This window comes from Bacillus sp. FJAT-25509 (assembly GCF_001420605.1).
In the GTDB taxonomy this organism is placed as follows: domain Bacteria; phylum Bacillota; class Bacilli; order Bacillales; family Bacillaceae_G; genus Gottfriedia.
The window spans coordinates 1-18,800 of sequence record NZ_LJIZ01000017.1 but is presented as its reverse complement, the minus strand read 5'-3'; the positions used below and the strand labels follow the sequence as shown (position 1 = coordinate 18,800).

Here is an 18,800-nt window from a genome sequence, read left to right as displayed (position 1 = left end):
TAGTTGGGGGTTTCCCCCTGTGAGAGTAGAACGTCGCCTGGTAACCAAAAACATCAGCTATTAGGCTGATGTTTTTTGGTTTATTATGTAGTTAAAAAACGATGAATTAAATAAGGAATTTTTTGTTCTGTTGTTGTTAAAAATTGGTGTATTAAAGGATAATCATCAGTAGAATAGGTCTGTAAAAGTTCACACCACCAGTCAGTTTCGTAGCGACAAATCATACTCAAATTATATAAAAGTAGATAGTGGTAAAGAATTTCGGGTAATAATAAAAGCGCTTCCTTTTGTGACTTTAAAAAATAACTTTGATTTAATATATTAAAATAAAATGGCGCTTTACTTAAAGTTTTATCAGGAAAATTTGATTTAATTTTAATTTGCTTTTGATTCTGTTCAACAATTACAATATCTATTGAAGCTTGCTTTGATTGAAGAAATGAAATAAAACGTTCTGAAGTAAAATGATAGGATGACAAAATTTGTTCAGGTATAGTGATTACATCATTATCAACAGTAATTGGAAGAAATAAGTTTCCTTTTTTGGTAATTTTAAGGATTTTTCCTAATTCTGGTATTGATTGTAAAAGCTGGAGCATTGTAAACTTTTCACTTTCTAAATTATTAAGTTTAAATAATACTTTAGAAGCATGTGTAAATAATCCATTTTTTTGGATTTTAACTTCGTCATCAACAAAAGAGTATCCTACTTTTTTTATTTTTCTTGAGGTAACACCATGAGCCAGAATTGAAGTGGTACTCGGATAATCAGGATCTACGGTGAGGATGCAAGCCTTTAATAATTGTACAAGCCCATAAAACAGTAATGTAGGTTTTACATTAATTTGAGAATTTTGAGCTGCATGAAAATAACTTTTCCCGTGCTCAATATAATATAAAAATGGATAAGCATTACGGAAAGCCTTTGTTTTTTGTTCTTTGGAATTAGTTCGTTCATATTTTGTTTGAAGATAGTTTTTTGAATACTGTGCAGAGCTAAAATAACATAGCTCATCCCATACATTACTATTCGAATATAACATAAGAGAGGAACTCCTTATTAACTGAATATTTAAACATAATTTGACTTCCTTGACAGTGTTTTATCCTATTGTTAATCTACTAATAATATTTATACGTGTATAGGGGGGCTTTTTTATGTGGGAATCAAAATTCGTAAAAGAAGGACTTACTTTTGATGATGTATTACTAGTTCCAGCGAAATCTGAAGTACTTCCAAACCAAGTTGATGTAAGTGTGAGATTAACTGAGAAAATTCAATTAAATATTCCATTAATCAGCGCAGGAATGGATACAGTTACAGAAGCAGATATGGCTATTGCAATGGCTAGACAAGGTGGATTAGGTATCATCCACAAAAATATGTCAATTGAAGATCAAGCTGAACAGGTAGACAAAGTAAAGCGTTCTGAAAGTGGTGTAATTGATGATCCATTTTTCTTAACACCATCTCATAAAGTTGCAGACGCTGAATATTTAATGGGTAAATATCGTATTTCAGGTGTTCCGATCGTAAACGATACAGAGAATAGAAAATTAGTAGGTATTTTAACAAATCGTGACTTACGTTTTATACAAGATTATTCAATTGTTATTTCAGATGTTATGACAAAAGAAAATCTAGTAACTGCTCCTGTTGGTACTACACTTGCAGAAGCAGAAAAAATTCTTCAAAAACATAAAATTGAAAAGCTACCCCTAGTTAATGAAGACGGTACTTTAAAGGGCCTAATTACAATTAAGGATATTGAAAAAGTAATTGAATTTCCAAACTCAGCGAAAGATCAACAAGGACGATTACTTGTAGGTGCAGCTGTAGGAGTAACAAAAGATGCACTTCAAAGAGTAGAGTTTTTAGTGAAAGCTAACGTCGATGTAATTGTAATTGATACAGCACATGGTCACTCTAAAGGCGTTATTGAAAAAGTAAAAGAAATAAGAAGTAGATTCCCAGAACTAGCAATAATCGCTGGTAACGTTGCTACAGGTGAAGCAACTAAAGAACTTATTGAAGCTGGAGCAGATATCGTAAAAGTTGGTATTGGACCAGGTTCGATCTGTACTACTCGAGTTGTTGCTGGTGTAGGTGTTCCTCAACTAACTGCAGTTTATGACTGTGCTTCTGTTGCTAGAGAGTACGGAGTTCCTATTATTGCCGATGGTGGTATTAAGTACTCAGGAGATATCGTTAAAGCTCTTGCAGCTGGTGGGCATGTAGTTATGTTAGGAAGCATGTTTGCTGGTGTACAAGAAAGTCCTGGTGAAACAGAAATCTTCCAAGGTAGACAATTTAAAGTTTATCGTGGTATGGGTTCTGTTGGAGCAATGGAAAGAGGAAGTAAAGATCGTTATTTCCAAGAAGGTAATAAGAAACTAGTTCCTGAAGGTATTGAAGGACGTGTTCCATATAAAGGCCCATTAGCTGATACAGTTCACCAATTAATCGGTGGAATTAGAGCAGGTATGGGTTACTGTGGTACTGCTACATTAAATGAATTAAGAGATAACGCACAGTTTATTCGTATGTCAGGTGCAGGATTACGTGAAAGTCATCCGCACGACGTTCATATTACAAAAGAGGCACCAAATTACTCACTTTAATAATTTAAGCAATCTACCTAGGGCAATTACAAGAAATTGTAGTTGCCTATTTTTTGGGAAATAATTGTGTTAAAATGAACAAGTGAAATTAATGGTTGGAGGTAAGACAGTGATTGGAAAGAAAATACTAACAAAATTGATAGTAATAGCATTAGCGATAACGATAATTATCCCAATGAATTTACGACCAGCTGCTGCAGAGGACGTTTTAGACATTAAAGCTAAAGCTGCGATTTTAGTTGATGCAAATTCAGGGAAAATATTATATGAAAAAAATTCAAACGCTCCATTACCGATTGCAAGTATGTCTAAAATGATGACAGAGTATCTAGTTAATGAAGCAGTAAAAACTGGGAAAATCTCTTGGGACGATAAAGTAACTGTTTCTGATTATGCTCATAAAATCTCTCAAAACACTGGATTATCTAACGTACCACTTGAATTAGGTGGTCAATATACAGTAAAAGAACTATATGAAGCAGCTGCTATTTATTCAGCAAACGGTGCGACAATTGCACTAGCAGAAAAAATTGGTGGATCAGAGAAAAACTTCGTCCAATTAATGAACGATAAAGCAAAGAAACTTGGCCTAGGAGACGTTAAATTTGTTAATGCTACTGGTTTAGTAAATAAAGACTTACAAGGTATGCAACCAGAGGGAACTGCCCTTACAGATGAAAATATTATGTCAGCAAACGGTGTTGCAAAATTAGCTTATAATCTAATTAAAACATATCCTGAAGTACTTCAAACTTCTTCAATTCCAAAGAAAACATTCCAAGAAGGTGGAAAGTATCCAGTAAAAATGGATAACTGGAACTGGATGTTACCAGGATTAGTATTTCAGTACCCAGGTATGGATGGATTAAAAACAGGTTCAACGGATTCAGCTGGATTCTGTTTTACTGGAACTGCTAAAAGAGATGGTCAACGTTATATTACAGTTGTAATGGGGGCAAATTCTTATAACTCTAGATTCAGTGAAACGGCTAAATTAATGGATTACGGGTTCAGTAACTTCGAAAAGGTTACATTGGTATCAAAAGGTCAAACAGTAAAAGGTAATAAAACAGTAAAAGTAGTTAAAGGTAAAGATAAAGAAGTAAAAGTAGTAGCAAAAGACGATGTTACTTTAGCTGTAAAACGCGGTGAAGCTAAAAATTATAAAGCAACTGTCCAATTATCAGGTAAGTCAATCGATAAGAATGGCAATATTAAAGCTCCAATTAAAAAAGGTACAAAGGTTGGACAAATTGTGGTTAAATCTTCAAAGAATGAAGATTTAGGATTTATCAATACTAATAATCAGTCATTTGATTTAGTAGTTGATAAAAGTGTTGATAAAGCAAATTGGTTAGTTCTATCATTTAGAGGAATTGGATCATTTTTCGGGAATTTATGGGATAGCATCGTAGGCGGAATTGGTGGTTTATTTAAATAAATTTCTATATAAGTATATCAGTAATTGTTAAGTTGTCGTTTTTTCAGTAAAATAAAAGTAAGGTAACTTTAACTAGGGGATAAGAAATACTAAAATGTTACCAAGTAAGCTTTAATAATGGAGGGGCATAACAATGAATTTAACAGGAACAGAACGTGTAAAACGCGGCATGGCAGAAATGCAAAAAGGCGGCGTTATTATGGACGTAGTAAATGCTGAGCAAGCTAAAATAGCGGAAGCTGCTGGTGCAGTAGCAGTAATGGCATTAGAAAAGGTACCATCTGATATTCGTGCAGCTGGTGGAGTAGCACGTATGGCTGATACAAGTATTACTGAGGAAATTCTTAACGCTGTTAGTATTCCTGTAATGGCTAAAGCTCGTATTGGACATATCGTTGAAGCGCGTGTTTTAGAAGCAATGGGAGTAGATTACATCGATGAGAGTGAAGTATTATCTCCAGCAGATGATATCTTCCATATTAATAAATCAGATTACACTGTTCCATTCGTTTGTGGTTGCCGTAACTTAGGTGAAGCACTTCGTCGTATTGGTGAAGGCGCATCTATGCTACGTACAAAAGGTGAGCCTGGTACTGGAAACATTGTAGAAGCAGTACGTCACTTACGCCAAATCAATGGAGAAATCCGTAAAGTAGTTGGTTTATCTCGTGATGAATTAATGGTTGAAGCTAAAAACCTTGGCGCTCCATTTGAATTATTACTTCAAATTAAAGAACTTGGTCGTTTACCTGTTGTTAACTTTGCAGCTGGTGGAGTAGCAACTCCTGCTGATGCAGCTTTAATGATGGAATTAGGCGCTGACGGTGTATTCGTAGGATCTGGTATCTTTAAATCAGAAAACCCTGAGAAATTTGCTCGTGCGATTGTACAAGCTACTACTCACTATCAAGATTACGAATTAATCGCTAACCTTTCTAAAAACTTAGGTCCTGCTATGAAAGGTATCGACATGAGACAACTTGCTGCAGCAGATCGTATGCAAGATCGTAGCATTTAAGTTGGTGAATTTATGAAAATAGGTGTATTAGCATTACAAGGTGCAGTTCAAGAACATATAAATGCAATTAAAGCATGTGGTGCTGAAGCTGTTATCGTGAAACGTGTAGAACATATAGATGGACTTGATGGTATTGTATTACCTGGTGGAGAGAGCACTGCAATGCGTAAGTTGCTTGATCACGTTGGGTTATTAGAACCTTTAAAAGAGAAAGTCGAAAATGGTTTACCAGCATTCGGTACATGTGCAGGCATGATCTTACTTTCAAAAGAGATTGCAAATGATGACACGGTGCATCTAGGAGTTATGGATATGGTAGCTGAACGTAATGCTTATGGTAGACAAGTGGATAGTTTTGAAGTAAACATCCCAATTAAAGGTGTTTGTGAAGACTACCCAGCTGTATTTATCAGAGCACCATTTATTCGTTCAGTATCAGGTGATGCAGAGGTTATTGCAGAACATGATGGTAATATTGTAGCGGTTAGACAAAATCACATGTTAGCAGCATCTTTCCATCCAGAATTAACGAATGATTACCGTTTTATGAATTACTTTGTAGAGATGGTTAAGGAAAAAAGTGCAAATTTAAGTATGTAACTATTGAAAAAAGTAAAAGCTTATAGTAAATTATTATATAAATTTAAATTGTCTAAAGCGATGAAAGAAAATAGTAGCAAGTTCTAAATTTATAGAGAGTCGGTGGTTGGTGCAAACCGATAATGAAGACTTGTGAATCCATTCTTGAGCGAGTTACGGAATGCTTTTAGCTAGTAAGTAACTCCGGTAATATAGTCCGTTAACTATACTAAGGTGGAAGAATTACTTATTAATTCTTCAATTAGGGTGGCAACGCGGGTAGCTCTCGTCCCTTTTATGGGATGAGGGCTTTTTTGTATTCATTTTTATCCTTTAGACAAAAAAAGAATAGGAGGAATTGAAATGTTAGACATTAAATTATTACGTAGCAATTTTGAAGATGTAAAAGCAAAACTTCAATTACGTGGTGGAGACATAAGCTATATCGAGAAATTTGAAGACTTAGATTTAAATCGTAGAGAATTACTTGTTCAGGTTGAAGGGTTAAAGAGCCGACGCAATGAGGTTAGCCAAGAAATTAGTGTGTTAAAGCGTGAGAAAAAAGATGCTGAAGCACTAATTGTTGAAATGAGAGAAGTTGGAGATAAAATTAAAGCTCTAGATGAAGAGATTAGAACGCTAGAAGAGCAATTAGACGCTATTCTATTTACAATTCCTAACTTAGTTAGTGATTCAGTACCAGTTGGATTAACAGAAGAGGAGAATGTTGAAATTCGTAGAATAGGCGAAGTTCGTACATTTGATTTCGAACCAAAGGCACACTGGGATTTAGGTGTTGACTTAGAGATTTTGGATTTTGAACGTGGTGCTAAAGTTACTGGTAGCCGTTTTACTTTTTATAAAGGTTTAGGAGCCAAACTTGAGCGTGCCCTAATCAGCTTTATGTTAGATCTTCATACAGAAGAGCATGGATATACTGAAATGCTACCTCCTAATCTTGTAAATCGAGCTAGCATGATTGGTACAGGACAACTTCCAAAATTTGAAGAAGACGCGTTCCGTATCGAAAAAGAAGACTTTTTCTTAGTACCAACAGCAGAAGTACCTGTAACAAACTATCACCGTGACGAAATTCTTGATGGTGCTCAATTACCAATCGCATATACTGCATATAGCGCGTGTTTCCGCTCTGAGGCAGGTTCTGCTGGTCGTGATACACGAGGATTAATCCGCCAACATCAATTTAATAAAGTTGAACTAGTGCGCTTTGTAAAACCTGAAGATTCTTATATTGAGTTAGAAAAATTAACAGCTCACGCTGAAAAAGTTCTTCAATTATTAGGATTACCATACCGTGTCATTACACTTTGTGCTGGAGATATCGGATTTTCTTCTGCAAAAACGTATGACATTGAAGTTTGGTTACCAAGCTATGATGCATACAAAGAAATTTCTTCTTGTAGTAACTTTGAGGCGTTCCAAGCAAGAAGAGCGAATATACGCTTCAGACGTGATCCAAAAGGAAAACCAGAATTTCTTCATACATTAAACGGTTCTGGTCTTGCAATTGGACGTACGGTTTCTGCAATTTTAGAAAACTACCAACAAGCTGATGGTTCAGTTATTATTCCTGAAGTTCTTCGTCCATATATGGGTGGAAAAGAAGTAATTAAATAAGTAAAAAAGCAGATGGATCGAGATATTATTCTCAAGACACATCTGCTTTTTATTTAGATTGTTTTAACATTCATTTTATAATTAGGTGTGTTCCACAATTCCATCCATTTTTTAATAGCAGAAATTAAAATCACGACACCTAATACTAACATGATAATCGATAAGACACCATTTAACATACTATATCCGGCTGAATCATGGTTAAGATAAACATTTTTGATCATCCAGTATCCTGCATAATTTACTGTAATAAAAAGATAAGCGAGAGGAATCAAACATGTAAGCATATACCAACGTTTATCAGCTATCTTTAATAGTACTGTTGCACCAATGATTAACCCAATAGAAGCCATTAATTGATTAGATACTCCAAATAATGCCCAAATTGATCCAATATCCCCTGAAAATAAGAGGTAACCCCACATAAAGCATGCTAGCGCACTTGCAAAAATTGAACCTGGTATCCAATCAGTTTTCTTCAATGGTTTATAATATTCACCAAAGAAGTCTTGAATTAAATATCGTGCTACTCGAGTTCCAGCATCGATTGCTGTTAAAATAAATACGGCTTCGAACATAACAACAAACTGGAAGAAATAAGATGCTAGGTGACTAAACCAAGGGATCGAAGTAAATATGTACGTCATTCCAACCGCCAATGTAACAGCTCCACCAGTACGTCCTTCTAGACTTAATCCAATTTCTTTACTAAGTTCCGGTAAGTGGACAACATTCATTCCTAAAGTTTTAAAAACTTCTGGAGTAGAGTTAATTGCAAAGTAGTCTGCCGGTTGAAGTGCAGTAGCAGCGATTAATGCCATGATACCTACTAAACATTCAACTAACATTGCGCCAAATCCTACGACCTTTATATCGCTCCATCGATCAAGCATTTTTGGAGTTGTACCAGAGCCCACAAATGCATGGAATCCTGAGATTGCTCCACATGCTATCGTAATTGAAATAAATGGCCAAACTGGGCCAGCTAAAATCGGCCCCCCGCCGTTAACAAATTTTGTTACAGTCGGAAACTGTATGGATGGGTTAATAATAAATACCCCAATGATGAGTGCAATGAATACACCGATTTTCATGAAGCTACTTAGATAATCACGAGGTGCTAGTAAAAGCCATACTGGCAAAGCAGCAGCAAAAAAAGCATAGATCGGTAGTATAATAGCTAATGTCTGTGTATCAAAAGTTAAAAAATCACCTATAGCAGTTTCTTGAATTGTCGGTCCCATAAAAACTCCAACCATTAACAAAATAAATCCAATCGTTGAAGCCAATTTTAAATTGCCAGTTTTTTTATATAGTAGTCCTACACCCATTGCAATTGGTATAGTGATTCCAACTGCAAATGTCCCCCATGGATTATTTTCAAGCGCATGAAGAACAACCATTGAAAGTCCGGCCATTGTAATTGTAATAATAAATAGCATAGCTAGTCCCGTGCAGAAGCCTGCAACTGGTCCAAGTTCCTCTTTTGCTACTTCTGATAGCGACTTTCCTTTCTTTCTCATTGAAGCATATAAAACGACTGCATCATGTACTGCTCCACCAATTACAGCTCCAATTAAAAGCCATAACAGACCTGGAAGGTAACCGAATTGAGCGGCCAAAATTGGACCTACTAGAGGGCCAGCTGCTGCGATTGCAGCAAAATGATGACCAAATGTTACCCATTTGTTAGTAGGGATATAGTCCTTACCATCATTTAACTCATGAGCTGGAGTAGGTATAGAATCATTTAACTTAAGTACCTTCACAGCCATAAATGTTCCGTATAGACGATATGCAATCATCAAAATACACATAGAAGCAATAACAATTGTAACCGCATTCATTTTATTTAATAATCCTCCTAAGTTTCTTTTATTTACACTAATTTTACTTTATGAAAACTAAAATTTTGGATTTTCAGCGTAAACTGCAATAAAAACAGGTTGAGAAGCATGAATGGATTATTGAAATACAAGCTTATAAATTAAAAAGTTGTTTAAGCTCCTTTGTGTACGTTCGACTAACAGGTACTTTTTCGCCATCATACATAATTAAATTATATGTGGAATTAAACCAAGGCTGAATTTCAATGATTTTATCCAAATTGACAATATAGCTCCGATGGACTCGGGTAAATGATGTATTTTGTAGCTTTCGTTCTAAATTGATCAAAGGTTCATTCAATTGATATGTCATCTTGTCAGTAACGACACTTGTTTTACCTTCTTGTGTAAAAATATAGATGATCTCTTCGAACGTTATTAAAAGAATTCTCTCATCAACCGAAATAGCCAATTTATCTTGTTTTAAAAGTGGAGGATTCTTTTTTACTTCAGTTTTAATAGGTTTCATACTTAGCTTTGCTAGTTTTTCAATAGTCTTCTGAATTCTTATTTCATCAAATGGTTTTAAAATATAATCAATCGCGTGTAAATCGAAAGCATTTAAAGCGTACTCGTCAAAAGCTGTTGCAAAGACGATTGCTGGTTGATGGGTAAGGTCCTGCAGTTTTTGAGCTAATTCTAATCCACTTTCATCAGCTAGCTGGATATCTAAAAATACAACGTCGACTTCTTGTATTTGTAAGAGTTCCAATGTACTTCTAATTGAGTCCGCTTCACCAACTATTTCGACTTCCTTGCTTCTTTTTAGTAAATAAGCTAGTTCGTCTCTTGCCAATGGTTCATCATCTACAATTAGTGCCTTTAACATGAGTTATCCCTCCATTACTTCTTGCATTAATGGGATCCTTATCGATACTTTCGTTCCCGAGTTGAGGTCAGATTTTATTTGAAAATAATCTTTTTCCCCGTAAATTTCTTCAATTCGTTTTTTTATATTCCATAAGGCTGTTCCAGTTCCTTCTTTAGACTGTATTGTTTCATTCCCAATTGTATTTAGTAGCTCTGGCGAAATCCCCTTGCCATTATCTTCAGTAATGAGAATCATATCATTATTGAACTCATATGCTTGCACAGTTACCTTTAATTTTTTTTCCTTCGAAAAAGCATGTCGAATCGAGTTCTCTATAAGTGGTTGAAGTGTAAAAGGGGGGATTTGAACCGTTTTTAAATGAGGTTCTATTTGGAACTCAACAAGGAATTTAGTAGGAAACCTAGTTTGTTCAATGGTTAAATATGCTTCTACATGTTCTAATTCCTTTTCTAAAGTGACTAAGGTCTGCCTTGCCCCTTGTAAATTATTTCGAAAAAAAGTACTTAAATGGATTAGTAATTTTCTAGCTTGATCAGCATCTGTTCTAATTAAACTTGAAATTGTATTTAAAGAGTTGAACAGGAAGTGGGGATGCATTTGTGCTTGTAATGCTTTTATTTCCGCATCTTTCATTAATTTCCGCTGCAGTTCAGCTTCTGCTAATTCCAATTGGGTAGAAAAAAGTTTAGATAATCCGTCGGCTAGTTCTTTTTCAACTTTTCCCAACTTGTTGGAATCCGTGTAATATAGCTTTAAAGACCCAACTGTTTTATTTAAAGCTTTTAACGGCAGTACGATAGCCGCACTTAAAGGGCAATCCATGTGGAAGCACTGAATTTCATCTTTTGAAGTAGCAATAATAATTTTTCCCTCTTTTAAAGCCTTTCTAGTTAGTTTTGTTGCTAAGCTATTCATTGGTTCATGGTGATCTGAACCTGCACCTACATGAGCAAGTACGCTTTTGTGATCAGTAATCGAAATTGCATCTGCCTTGGTTAATTTAAAAATGATTTTTGCCGCTTCGTTACATGAATGAGGGGTTAGTCCCTGTCTAAAAAATGGTAAAGTTTGCTCTGCAATATAGAAGGCTTTGTTTGTTTGAAGCGCTCGCGTTTTTTCTTCTTCCTGTAAAATATTTTGGATGATTAATATAAAGATAAGCGTACCAAATCCATTTATTAGAATCATTGGTAGAGCAATTACTTCGACAAGTTGAAGAGATGCCCAAAATGGTTTTGCGATTAAAAGAATAATCCCCATTTGAACACATTCCATAATAATACCAATTGAAACGACACTCCAAAGGGATATGTTTTTCTGTATCCCGAATCTTTTTCTAAGTAGTCCTGTTACAACTCCCGCAACGATTGTCGAAATGGCACATGCATATGCAGTAAATCCACCTAAAGTTAGACGGTGTAAGCCTGCTATTAATCCGACTCCTAAGCCAACAATTGGACCGCCGATTAAACCGCCAATGGCAACCCCCATAATTCGTGTATTTGCAATTGCATTATTACTTGCTACATTGAAGTGCCATGACTGAGACATAATTGACTCATGATAAATATGAACACCGGTATAATTACTAATTACACCAAAAACGCCAAATATAACAATTAGGATCACTTTTGCACCAAAGGAGTGTTCATTTTGAATGATTTGTCTAAATGATTTCATTCTAGAAAGTAAAAAGGCAAGTATAACGAGAATACCCACTCGTTCCAGCATTAGCGGTATTAATTCAAACATTTCTTTCTCCTTAAAAATTTCTAATGTTTTTAAATGGTAGTACCATTATAAATACAAATGAATTTTCTGTATATTTTTTCTACTTATATAAAAGGTATATATTTTAATAATAAGAAGACAATAACAACTGTCGTTAAAAGGGGCATTTTAGTTTTCGGAAAAAATTTATATTTTTTTTAGAAGAATGCTTGACCTCATTTTTTTTGTATGGTATTATAAATCTTGTCAAAACGGAGTAATACCCAAGTCTGGCTGAAGGGATCGGTCTTGAAAACCGACAGGGGTGTAACAGCCCGCGGGGGTTCGAATCCCTCTTACTCCTCCATTTTTTTATAAATAAAAGAGTGCATATATATTAGACAGCTCGTTACATTCGTGTAACGAGTTTTTTGTTTGTTTATCAAATAAATCGAAAAAGAAAAAGCTGCGTACAGTACAATGTAAAGTTCGCAGCTTTTTCTTTTATTTATTTGGAAGACAACTATTATCTAGATTTCATATATTTTTGTGAATGATTTAGCACGTTTCCAATCTTCTTAACGATTTCTTCTACAGAAGATTCATTTTTAATTAAATCATATTCGCTAATACTTAAACGAAGGACAGGACAAGCGTTAAAGTTATTAATCCAGTTTTCGTAACGTGTATTCATTTCTTTCCAATATTCAATCGGAGTTTGTTGCTCCATAGGACGTCCACGCTCTTTAATTCGCTCAACAACTTCATCGAATGTACCTTCTAAGTAAATTAATAAATCAGGAGCAGGGAAGTAAGGAGACATAACCATAGCATCAAAAAGACTAGTATATGTTTCGTAGTCTACTTCACTCATCGTTCCTTTTTCGTAATGCATCTTCGCAAAGATGCCAGTATCCTCGTAGATTGAACGATCTTGGATAAATCCACCGCCGTATTCAAACATTCTTTTTTGTTCTTTGAATCGCTCTGCTAAGAAGTATATTTGTAAGTGGAAGCTCCAACGAGCAAAATCTTGATAAAATTTATCTAGGTATGGGTTTGTATCTACTTTTTCAAATGATGTACGAAAGTTTAATGCATCTGCAAGAGCGTTGGTCATAGTAGATTTTCCTACACCTACTGTCCCGGCAATTGTAATAACTGCATCATTTCGTATTCCGTATTTTTCACGTAAATTCATATACTTCTTAGCTCCTTTTGTAAGGTGTTTTCTAACGATTCAAGTATCATCGCTAAATCTCTTGGGTTATTAACGAAGTCAATTTGATCACCGTCAAATTTTAACACTGGAATTTCAGGGTATTTAGCTTGAAATTCTTTCATGTGTGTCTCGTAATCTTCAATTAACTGAAGTAGGTACTGATCCTCGATCAATTGTTCGAATTCTCTACCACGAAGTTGAATACGCTTTTGTAGAGTCTCAAGGCTTGCCGTTAAGTAAATAACCACATTAGGCTTTGGCATATCCTCAGTTAATATTTGATATATTTTTAAATATTTATCATGCTGCTTGTCTTTTAATGTTCTGCTAGCAAAAATTAAATTTTTAAGGATGTGGTAATCTGCAACCACTGGAATCGATTTTTTAAGAAACATTCGGTCTATATCTTCTAGTTGTTTAAATCGATTACAAAGGAAAAACATTTCTGTTTGGAAACTCCACTCTTCAATGTCCGTATAAAACTTACCCAAAAAAGGATTTTCATCTACAATTTCTTTTAATAGCTCATAATGAAAGTGTTCAGAGATCGCTTTGGATAGAGATGTTTTTCCGACACCAATAGGTCCTTCTACTGTTATAAAAGGTACACGTATCATCTCTTGTCCTCCTTACTAGTCAAATTCCGTATCATACTCAAAAAACATACAGAAACTATTTTAACATACTGTAGTCAGAGGGAATACAATTTTAAAATTTTTCCAATTACTGATTATTTGAGTTCACCAAATGATTGATCATTTCTTCTATTTCTTGAGTTTGAATAAGCGTTGCATTTAAAATGTCTTTCATCATATAAATTGCAACCTTCTCATCATAATCTGTAACCGAGGAAATTGCATCTTGAGGTATAATTAAGTTATAATCCCGCATAAATGCATCATTTGCTGTAAAAAGTACACAACGATTTCCTGCAACACCTACAATAACTAAATGGGTAATTTTTAATTTTTTAAGTAATTCGTCTAAACTTGTTAAGTAAAAACCTGAGTAGTTAGGCTTAAAGATAAAATAATCTTCCTCATTAGGTTGTATTTGTTTTATTAAGTCGTAACTTAAAGGATTTAGACAATGCTTAATAAGTTTCTTTTGAGTCGGGTTTTCGATTTTATAGTGATCATTAACGTATATAGTAGGAAGTTTTTTGTTTTTAAAAATGTCTCTTATGTAATTTATTTTCGGAACCATATGGATTGATTTTTCCGCAAGAACACTTCCGTGTTTAAAAGTAAATGAGTTGATTAAATCGACAATTAATAATGCAGGCAACTGCTTGTCTTTTTGATTTGAAGAATTCAATCGGCTTCACTCCAATCTATGTTTAGTTTATCTACTCGTAAAAAGAATATTTGTTTGTTAAAGAAATAAAGAGGTGTAAAGTTTGAATAAAGATGAGTTTTATATGAAGTTGGCAATAGAGGAAGCACTAAAAGCAGAGGAAATAGGGGAAGTACCTATTGGAGCTGTGTTGGTTTACAACGATCAAGTCATTGCAAGAGGGTATAATTTACGTGAAACAAAACAAACAGCTTTAGGTCACGCAGAAATGAGTACAATAGAAGATGCGTGTAAGGTTATTGATTCTTGGCGATTAGAGGAAACAACTCTTTATGTAACGCTCGAACCTTGTCCGATGTGTGCTGGTGCAATAATTCAATCAAGAATTCCAAGAGTTGTTTTCGGTGCAAAAGATCCGAAGGCAGGTTGTGGAGGATCAATATATAATCTCTTGCAAGAAGATCGATTTAACCATCGCTGTGAAGTAACTTCGGGTATATTAGAAGAAGAATGTGGTAACTTATTAACGAACTTCTTTAGAGAGTTGCGATCTAGAAAGAAAAATTTACCTTCATAAGGACAAGGATTGATTTTTTATTTAGGTTCGTATATACTTTAACTACCGCTTCAATCAGCGGTTTAAAATTAGGTTGTAACTTTGCCGTGCTAGGTGGGGAGGTAGCGGTGCCCTGTACTCGCAATCCGCTCTAGCGAGACTGAATTCCACTCCGAGGTGTATCTATTTCAGGGTCTGCCTTAAATAAGTGGTGTTGACGTCTGGGTCCTACGCAACGAGAACTCATGAACCTTGTCAGGTCCGGAAGGAAGCAGCAATAAGTGAGCCATCTCGTGTGCCGTAGGGGTGCCTGGGCCGAGCTAACTGTTTAAGTAACGCCTGGGGTAGTGCATCGACGAGTGGTGCACGGCAGTAACTTTATAAAAACTCACTCAATTTTGGGTGAGTTTTTTTGTTTTCTTTAAAATATTTTCCATGAAATCATTACATAGGGTATAATAATGATGACTTTGTAAGAAGGAGGAAACCAATTGACTTATCAAGCATTATATCGTTTGTGGAGACCGCAGCAATTTAAAGATGTAGTTGGTCAAGATCACATTATACGAACGTTACAAAACTCCCTTCTTCAGCAAAAAGTATCACATGCATATTTGTTTACGGGTCCGCGTGGAACAGGTAAAACGAGTACAGCAAAAATCTTTGCAAAAGCTTTAAATTGTGAACATGCACCTACTAATGAACCTTGTAATGAGTGTGCCATTTGTAAAGGAATTACTGATGGATCAATTTCAGATGTAATTGAGATTGATGCTGCATCAAACAATGGTGTAGATGAAATACGTGATATACGGGAAAAAGTAAAATATGCTCCTTCTGTAGGCAAATTCAAAGTGTACATAATAGATGAGGTCCATATGTTATCAATAGGGGCTTTTAATGCATTATTAAAAATATTAGAGGAGCCTCCAAGTCACGTTATCTTTATATTAGCTACCACTGAACCACATAAAATACCTTTGACGATTCTATCAAGATGTCAACGATTTGATTTTCATAAGATAAGTGCTCAAACGATTTCAGATCGATTGACAGTTGTACTAAATCATCAGCAAACAACAATTGAACCAGAAGCTTTGATGATGTTATCTCGTGCAGCTGAAGGTGGAATGAGGGATGCGTTGAGCATTCTGGATCAAGCTATATCATATAGCGATGAATCAATTTCATTAGATGATGTTTTAGCGGTAACAGGCACAGTGGCTCAAGAACGTTTAATATCTGTTGTTTCAGCAATAATAGATGGTAATGTGTCAGTTTGTTTGACTAATATTGAAGAACTATTAAACCAAGGTAAAGATCCAGTTCGATTTATAGAAGATTTAACAGTTTATTATCGAGATATTCTATTATATAGGCACTCACCAAGTACGATTGAATTACTTGAGAGAGCAACAATTAGTGATCAGTTTAAAGAGCTTTGCGATTCATACAACGATGAGTTAGTTTATCAAATTATTGCTTCATTAAGTAAAAGTCAGCAAGAAATGAAATGGACTAATCATCCGAGAGTTTTGCTTGAGGTGGCAATTGTACAACTTTGTCAAAAAGCTTCTGTGAGCGGTATCGGAAAAAAACAGGACGAGCTGACACCATTAATAAATAAAATTAATGCTCTTGAAAAAGAAGTAAAATTTTTAAAGGAAAATGGTATTACAGTAAGTGGAACGAATGATTCTTCTACTAGTCCAAAACCGAAATCGTCTACATCTCGTTCGAAAATACCAAATAGTTTAATTCAAGGTGTACTAAGAGCTGCTTCTAAACCAGAAAAAAATAAGGTTATAGCAGTTTGGACATCACTTCAAGATCAATTAAGGCAACAAAATAAAGTTTCTACTGCGACATTAGTATCATATGGTGAAGTTGTAGCAGCTTCTTCTGAGCAGTGTATTGTTGCTTTTAAATCAGAGACAATTTGTGATTTAATCAATAATAACGGAGAACAAGAGCACTTAACAACAATTAATCAAACATTATCTAATTTATTAGGTGCAGAAATGAGTATGTTAGCAATTCCCGAAGAAGATTGGAGATCGACTAGGGATTCATTTTTAAATACAACAAAACAAAAAGAGACTTCAACAGAAGTTTCACCAATCGTACAAGAAGCAATCAATCTTGTTGGCGAAGATTTAGTCATTATTAAAGAATAACTATATTGGAGGAAATGAAAATGATGCGTGGCGGAATGGGCAATATGAATAATATGATGAAACAAATGCAAAAAATGCAAAAACAAATGGAACAAGCACAAAATGAATTAAACGAACGTACATTTGTTGGCAATGCTGGCGGTGGAATGGTAACTGTTACAGCTAATGGATTAAAACAAATTGTTGAAGTTACTATTAAAGAAGATGTAGTAGATCCAGAAGATATTGAGATGTTACAAGATTTAGTTTTAACTGCAACTAATGATGCAATTAAACAAATTGAAGATGCAACAGCTAAAACAATGGGGCAGTTTACTAAAGGAATGAATATTCCAGGATTATTTTAGAGGTTAAGACAAATGCATTACCCTGAGCCGATATCCAAATTAATAGATAGTTTTATGAAATTGCCAGGGATTGGTCCCAAGACGGCCGTTCGACTGGCATTTTTTATGTTAGATATGAAGCAAGATGACGTGTTAGACTTTGCAAAATCAATGATAGATGCAAAAAGAAAACTACTTTACTGTTCAGAATGTGGCCATATAACTGACCAAGACCCTTGTTATATTTGTAGTGATCAACATCGAGACCGATCTACGATATGTGTAGTTCAAGATACAAAAGATGTAATTGCTATGGAAAAAATGAGAGAATATCAAGGTTTATATCATGTACTTCATGGTGCAATTTCTCCTATGGAGGGAGTTGGACCGGAAGACATTAAAATAATGGAATTATTGAGCAGATTAAAAGATGATGTAGTTCAAGAAATTATTTTAGCTACCAATCCGAATATTGAGGGTGAAGCAACTGCTATGTATATTTCTAGGCTATTAAAATCTACGGGTATAAAAATTACTCGAATCGCACATGGTCTACCAGTAGGCGGAGACTTAGAATATGCAGATGAAGTTACACTTTCAAAAGCTCTGGAAGGTAGAAGAGAACTTTAGAAACTGATTAATGGAGAGAGACCATGGGTTTTTTTCGAAAAAAAGGAAAGATTCGTAAAGAATTTGATGAAAAGTTAGTTGATAGACTACATGATTACAAAGATATTTACTTAAGTCAGGTAGAGTTAATGGAAAGAAGTGTGGATCCACCTGATGACTTGTTAATCCATGTTAAGCTTTATCAAGCTAAATATTTCTTCTTATTAAAAGAAGCAAAGGCAAGAAATGTTTTGATAACAAAGATGAAATAGGTAAAAGAGTTTATTGTTTAGGCAATAAACTCTTTTTTATTAATATTTTTTGTCATTGATTAGTTCCTTTTCTCATACAATCTTAGTAAAAGGTGTACAAGTTATATGAGGGGAGTTTTTTTGTGGTGAATAGTATTATTATGATTTCGGTTGCCTTATTTGTAATCCTATTTCTATTATTAGTAGGTTTGCCAGTTAAAGCTTTAAAACTAATTAGCAAGTATGTACTAAGAGGTATTGTATGTGTCATGATTGTATTTATATTAAACTATGCTTTAGCTTCTAATAATTTTCACATTCCAATTAATGCTGTTACTTGTGCATTCTTAAGTATATTAGGTGTTCCGGGTATTGTAGCGTTAAGTGTAATTGGTATTTATATCGTATAAAAAAATATAAAAAAAGTTTTAAAAAACTGTTGACCATTTATCGAGGGGATGTTATATTTATATACGTCGCTGATGGCGATAACAAAAAAAGAAAAAACAACTGTTGACAGATTTTGTCGAACATGATAAACTGATTAAGTTGTTAAAAAACAAGATGATCTTTGAAAACTAAACAAAACATGAAGTAAACGTCAATTATTAGTTTTTTGAGCAATACAAGATTTAAA

The 18,800-nt window shown here is 34.6% G+C and carries 18 protein-coding genes, 1 tRNA gene, 1 other RNA gene and 1 other annotated feature; of the genes, 13 read left to right on the top strand and 7 right to left on the bottom strand.

All coding sequences use genetic code 11. The features are described 5' to 3' along the window. Positions 1 to 83: 83 nt before the first annotated feature. Positions 84 to 1,043: a YaaC family protein gene (locus tag AN960_RS11445; protein WP_056471247.1), complete on the bottom strand. Its 960-nt coding sequence runs from the start codon at positions 1,041 to 1,043 to the stop codon at positions 84 to 86. 115 nt (positions 1,044 to 1,158) lie between these two features. Between AN960_RS11445 and guaB the strand changes: the two genes are divergently transcribed. From guaB to serS, 5 genes are all read left to right on the top strand, one after another. Further along, complete coding sequence (guaB, locus tag AN960_RS11440; RefSeq protein ID WP_056471244.1) at positions 1,159 to 2,622, top strand: IMP dehydrogenase; 1,464 nt, start codon at positions 1,159 to 1,161, stop codon at positions 2,620 to 2,622. 91 nt (positions 2,623 to 2,713) lie between these two features. Then, on the top strand, positions 2,714 to 4,063 hold the full coding sequence (locus AN960_RS11435; RefSeq protein WP_056471241.1) for a serine hydrolase: 1,350 nt from the start codon (positions 2,714 to 2,716) through the stop codon (positions 4,061 to 4,063). Between the two features lie 133 nt (positions 4,064 to 4,196). Beyond that, positions 4,197 to 5,081, top strand: a complete 885-nt coding sequence (gene pdxS / locus AN960_RS11430) for a pyridoxal 5'-phosphate synthase lyase subunit PdxS (protein WP_056471238.1) — start codon at positions 4,197 to 4,199, stop codon at positions 5,079 to 5,081. Positions 5,082 to 5,093: 12 nt separating this feature from the next. Beyond that, positions 5,094 to 5,681 (top strand): pyridoxal 5'-phosphate synthase glutaminase subunit PdxT, encoded by a 588-nt coding sequence (gene pdxT, locus AN960_RS11425; RefSeq protein ID WP_056471235.1) that lies wholly within the window; start codon positions 5,094 to 5,096, stop codon positions 5,679 to 5,681. A 51-nt stretch (positions 5,682 to 5,732) separates the two neighbouring features. After that, positions 5,733 to 5,957 (top strand) — a binding site (T-box leader). A gap of 66 nt (positions 5,958 to 6,023) precedes the next feature. Further along, positions 6,024 to 7,298 carry a serine--tRNA ligase gene (gene serS / locus AN960_RS11420; RefSeq protein WP_056471232.1) on the top strand — a complete coding sequence of 425 codons (1,275 nt, stop codon included), beginning with the start codon at positions 6,024 to 6,026 and terminating at the stop codon, positions 7,296 to 7,298. A gap of 53 nt (positions 7,299 to 7,351) precedes the next feature. Here serS and cstA read toward each other — a convergent pair whose 3' ends face one another. The 3 genes from cstA to AN960_RS11405 all read right to left on the bottom strand — a co-directional run bounded on the left by cstA (position 7,352) and on the right by AN960_RS11405 (position 11,768). Continuing rightward, positions 7,352 to 9,145, bottom strand: a complete 1,794-nt coding sequence (gene cstA / locus AN960_RS11415) for a carbon starvation protein CstA (protein ID WP_056471230.1) — start codon at positions 9,143 to 9,145, stop codon at positions 7,352 to 7,354. Between the two features lie 133 nt (positions 9,146 to 9,278). Further along, positions 9,279 to 10,013 (bottom strand): LytR/AlgR family response regulator transcription factor, encoded by a 735-nt coding sequence (locus AN960_RS11410; protein WP_056471227.1) that lies wholly within the window; start codon positions 10,011 to 10,013, stop codon positions 9,279 to 9,281. Between the two features lie 3 nt (positions 10,014 to 10,016). Then, a complete protein-coding gene (locus AN960_RS11405; RefSeq protein ID WP_056471224.1) occupies positions 10,017 to 11,768 on the bottom strand; it encodes a sensor histidine kinase in 1,752 nt (583 codons plus the stop codon). A 232-nt stretch (positions 11,769 to 12,000) separates the two neighbouring features. On the opposite strand from AN960_RS11405, the gene AN960_RS11400 reads away from it, so the two are divergent. Beyond that, positions 12,001 to 12,093: transfer RNA gene (locus AN960_RS11400), tRNA-Ser, on the top strand. A 159-nt stretch (positions 12,094 to 12,252) separates the two neighbouring features. On the opposite strand, the gene AN960_RS11395 is transcribed toward AN960_RS11400, so the two are convergent. The 3 genes from AN960_RS11395 to AN960_RS11385 all read right to left on the bottom strand — a co-directional run bounded on the left by AN960_RS11395 (position 12,253) and on the right by AN960_RS11385 (position 14,265). Next, positions 12,253 to 12,927 carry a deoxynucleoside kinase gene (locus tag AN960_RS11395; protein ID WP_056471221.1) on the bottom strand — a complete coding sequence of 225 codons (675 nt, stop codon included), beginning with the start codon at positions 12,925 to 12,927 and terminating at the stop codon, positions 12,253 to 12,255. After that, on the bottom strand, positions 12,924 to 13,565 hold the full coding sequence (locus tag AN960_RS11390; RefSeq protein ID WP_056471218.1) for a deoxynucleoside kinase: 642 nt from the start codon (positions 13,563 to 13,565) through the stop codon (positions 12,924 to 12,926). Before AN960_RS11390 ends, AN960_RS11395 begins: the two co-directional genes overlap by 4 nt. A gap of 106 nt (positions 13,566 to 13,671) precedes the next feature. Then, positions 13,672 to 14,265, bottom strand: a complete 594-nt coding sequence (locus AN960_RS11385) for a cysteine hydrolase family protein (protein WP_056471216.1) — start codon at positions 14,263 to 14,265, stop codon at positions 13,672 to 13,674. 82 nt (positions 14,266 to 14,347) lie between these two features. Here AN960_RS11385 and tadA point away from each other — a divergent pair, with 82 nt between their 5' ends. The 7 genes from tadA to AN960_RS11355 all read left to right on the top strand — a co-directional run bounded on the left by tadA (position 14,348) and on the right by AN960_RS11355 (position 18,573). Beyond that, entirely contained in the window at positions 14,348 to 14,821 is a 474-nt protein-coding gene (gene tadA, locus AN960_RS11380) for a tRNA adenosine(34) deaminase TadA (RefSeq protein WP_056471213.1), read from the top strand. Between the two features lie 84 nt (positions 14,822 to 14,905). Then, an RNA gene (ffs, locus tag AN960_RS24005) (signal recognition particle sRNA large type) lies at positions 14,906 to 15,170 on the top strand. Between the two features lie 121 nt (positions 15,171 to 15,291). Next, a complete protein-coding gene (dnaX, locus tag AN960_RS11375) occupies positions 15,292 to 16,977 on the top strand; it encodes a DNA polymerase III subunit gamma/tau (RefSeq protein WP_056471210.1) in 1,686 nt (561 codons plus the stop codon). 20 nt (positions 16,978 to 16,997) lie between these two features. Further along, positions 16,998 to 17,324, top strand: a complete 327-nt coding sequence (locus tag AN960_RS11370; protein WP_056471206.1) for a YbaB/EbfC family nucleoid-associated protein — start codon at positions 16,998 to 17,000, stop codon at positions 17,322 to 17,324. Positions 17,325 to 17,336: 12 nt separating this feature from the next. Next, on the top strand, positions 17,337 to 17,933 hold the full coding sequence (gene recR, locus AN960_RS11365; RefSeq protein ID WP_056471203.1) for a recombination mediator RecR: 597 nt from the start codon (positions 17,337 to 17,339) through the stop codon (positions 17,931 to 17,933). Positions 17,934 to 17,956: 23 nt separating this feature from the next. After that, entirely contained in the window at positions 17,957 to 18,184 is a 228-nt protein-coding gene (locus AN960_RS11360; RefSeq protein WP_056471200.1) for a YaaL family protein, read from the top strand. Between the two features lie 122 nt (positions 18,185 to 18,306). Then, the gene (locus AN960_RS11355) at positions 18,307 to 18,573 is read left to right on the top strand and encodes a pro-sigmaK processing inhibitor BofA family protein (protein ID WP_056471197.1); all 267 of its coding nucleotides are present in this window, start codon (positions 18,307 to 18,309) and stop codon (positions 18,571 to 18,573) included. Positions 18,574 to 18,800 lie beyond the last annotated feature (227 nt).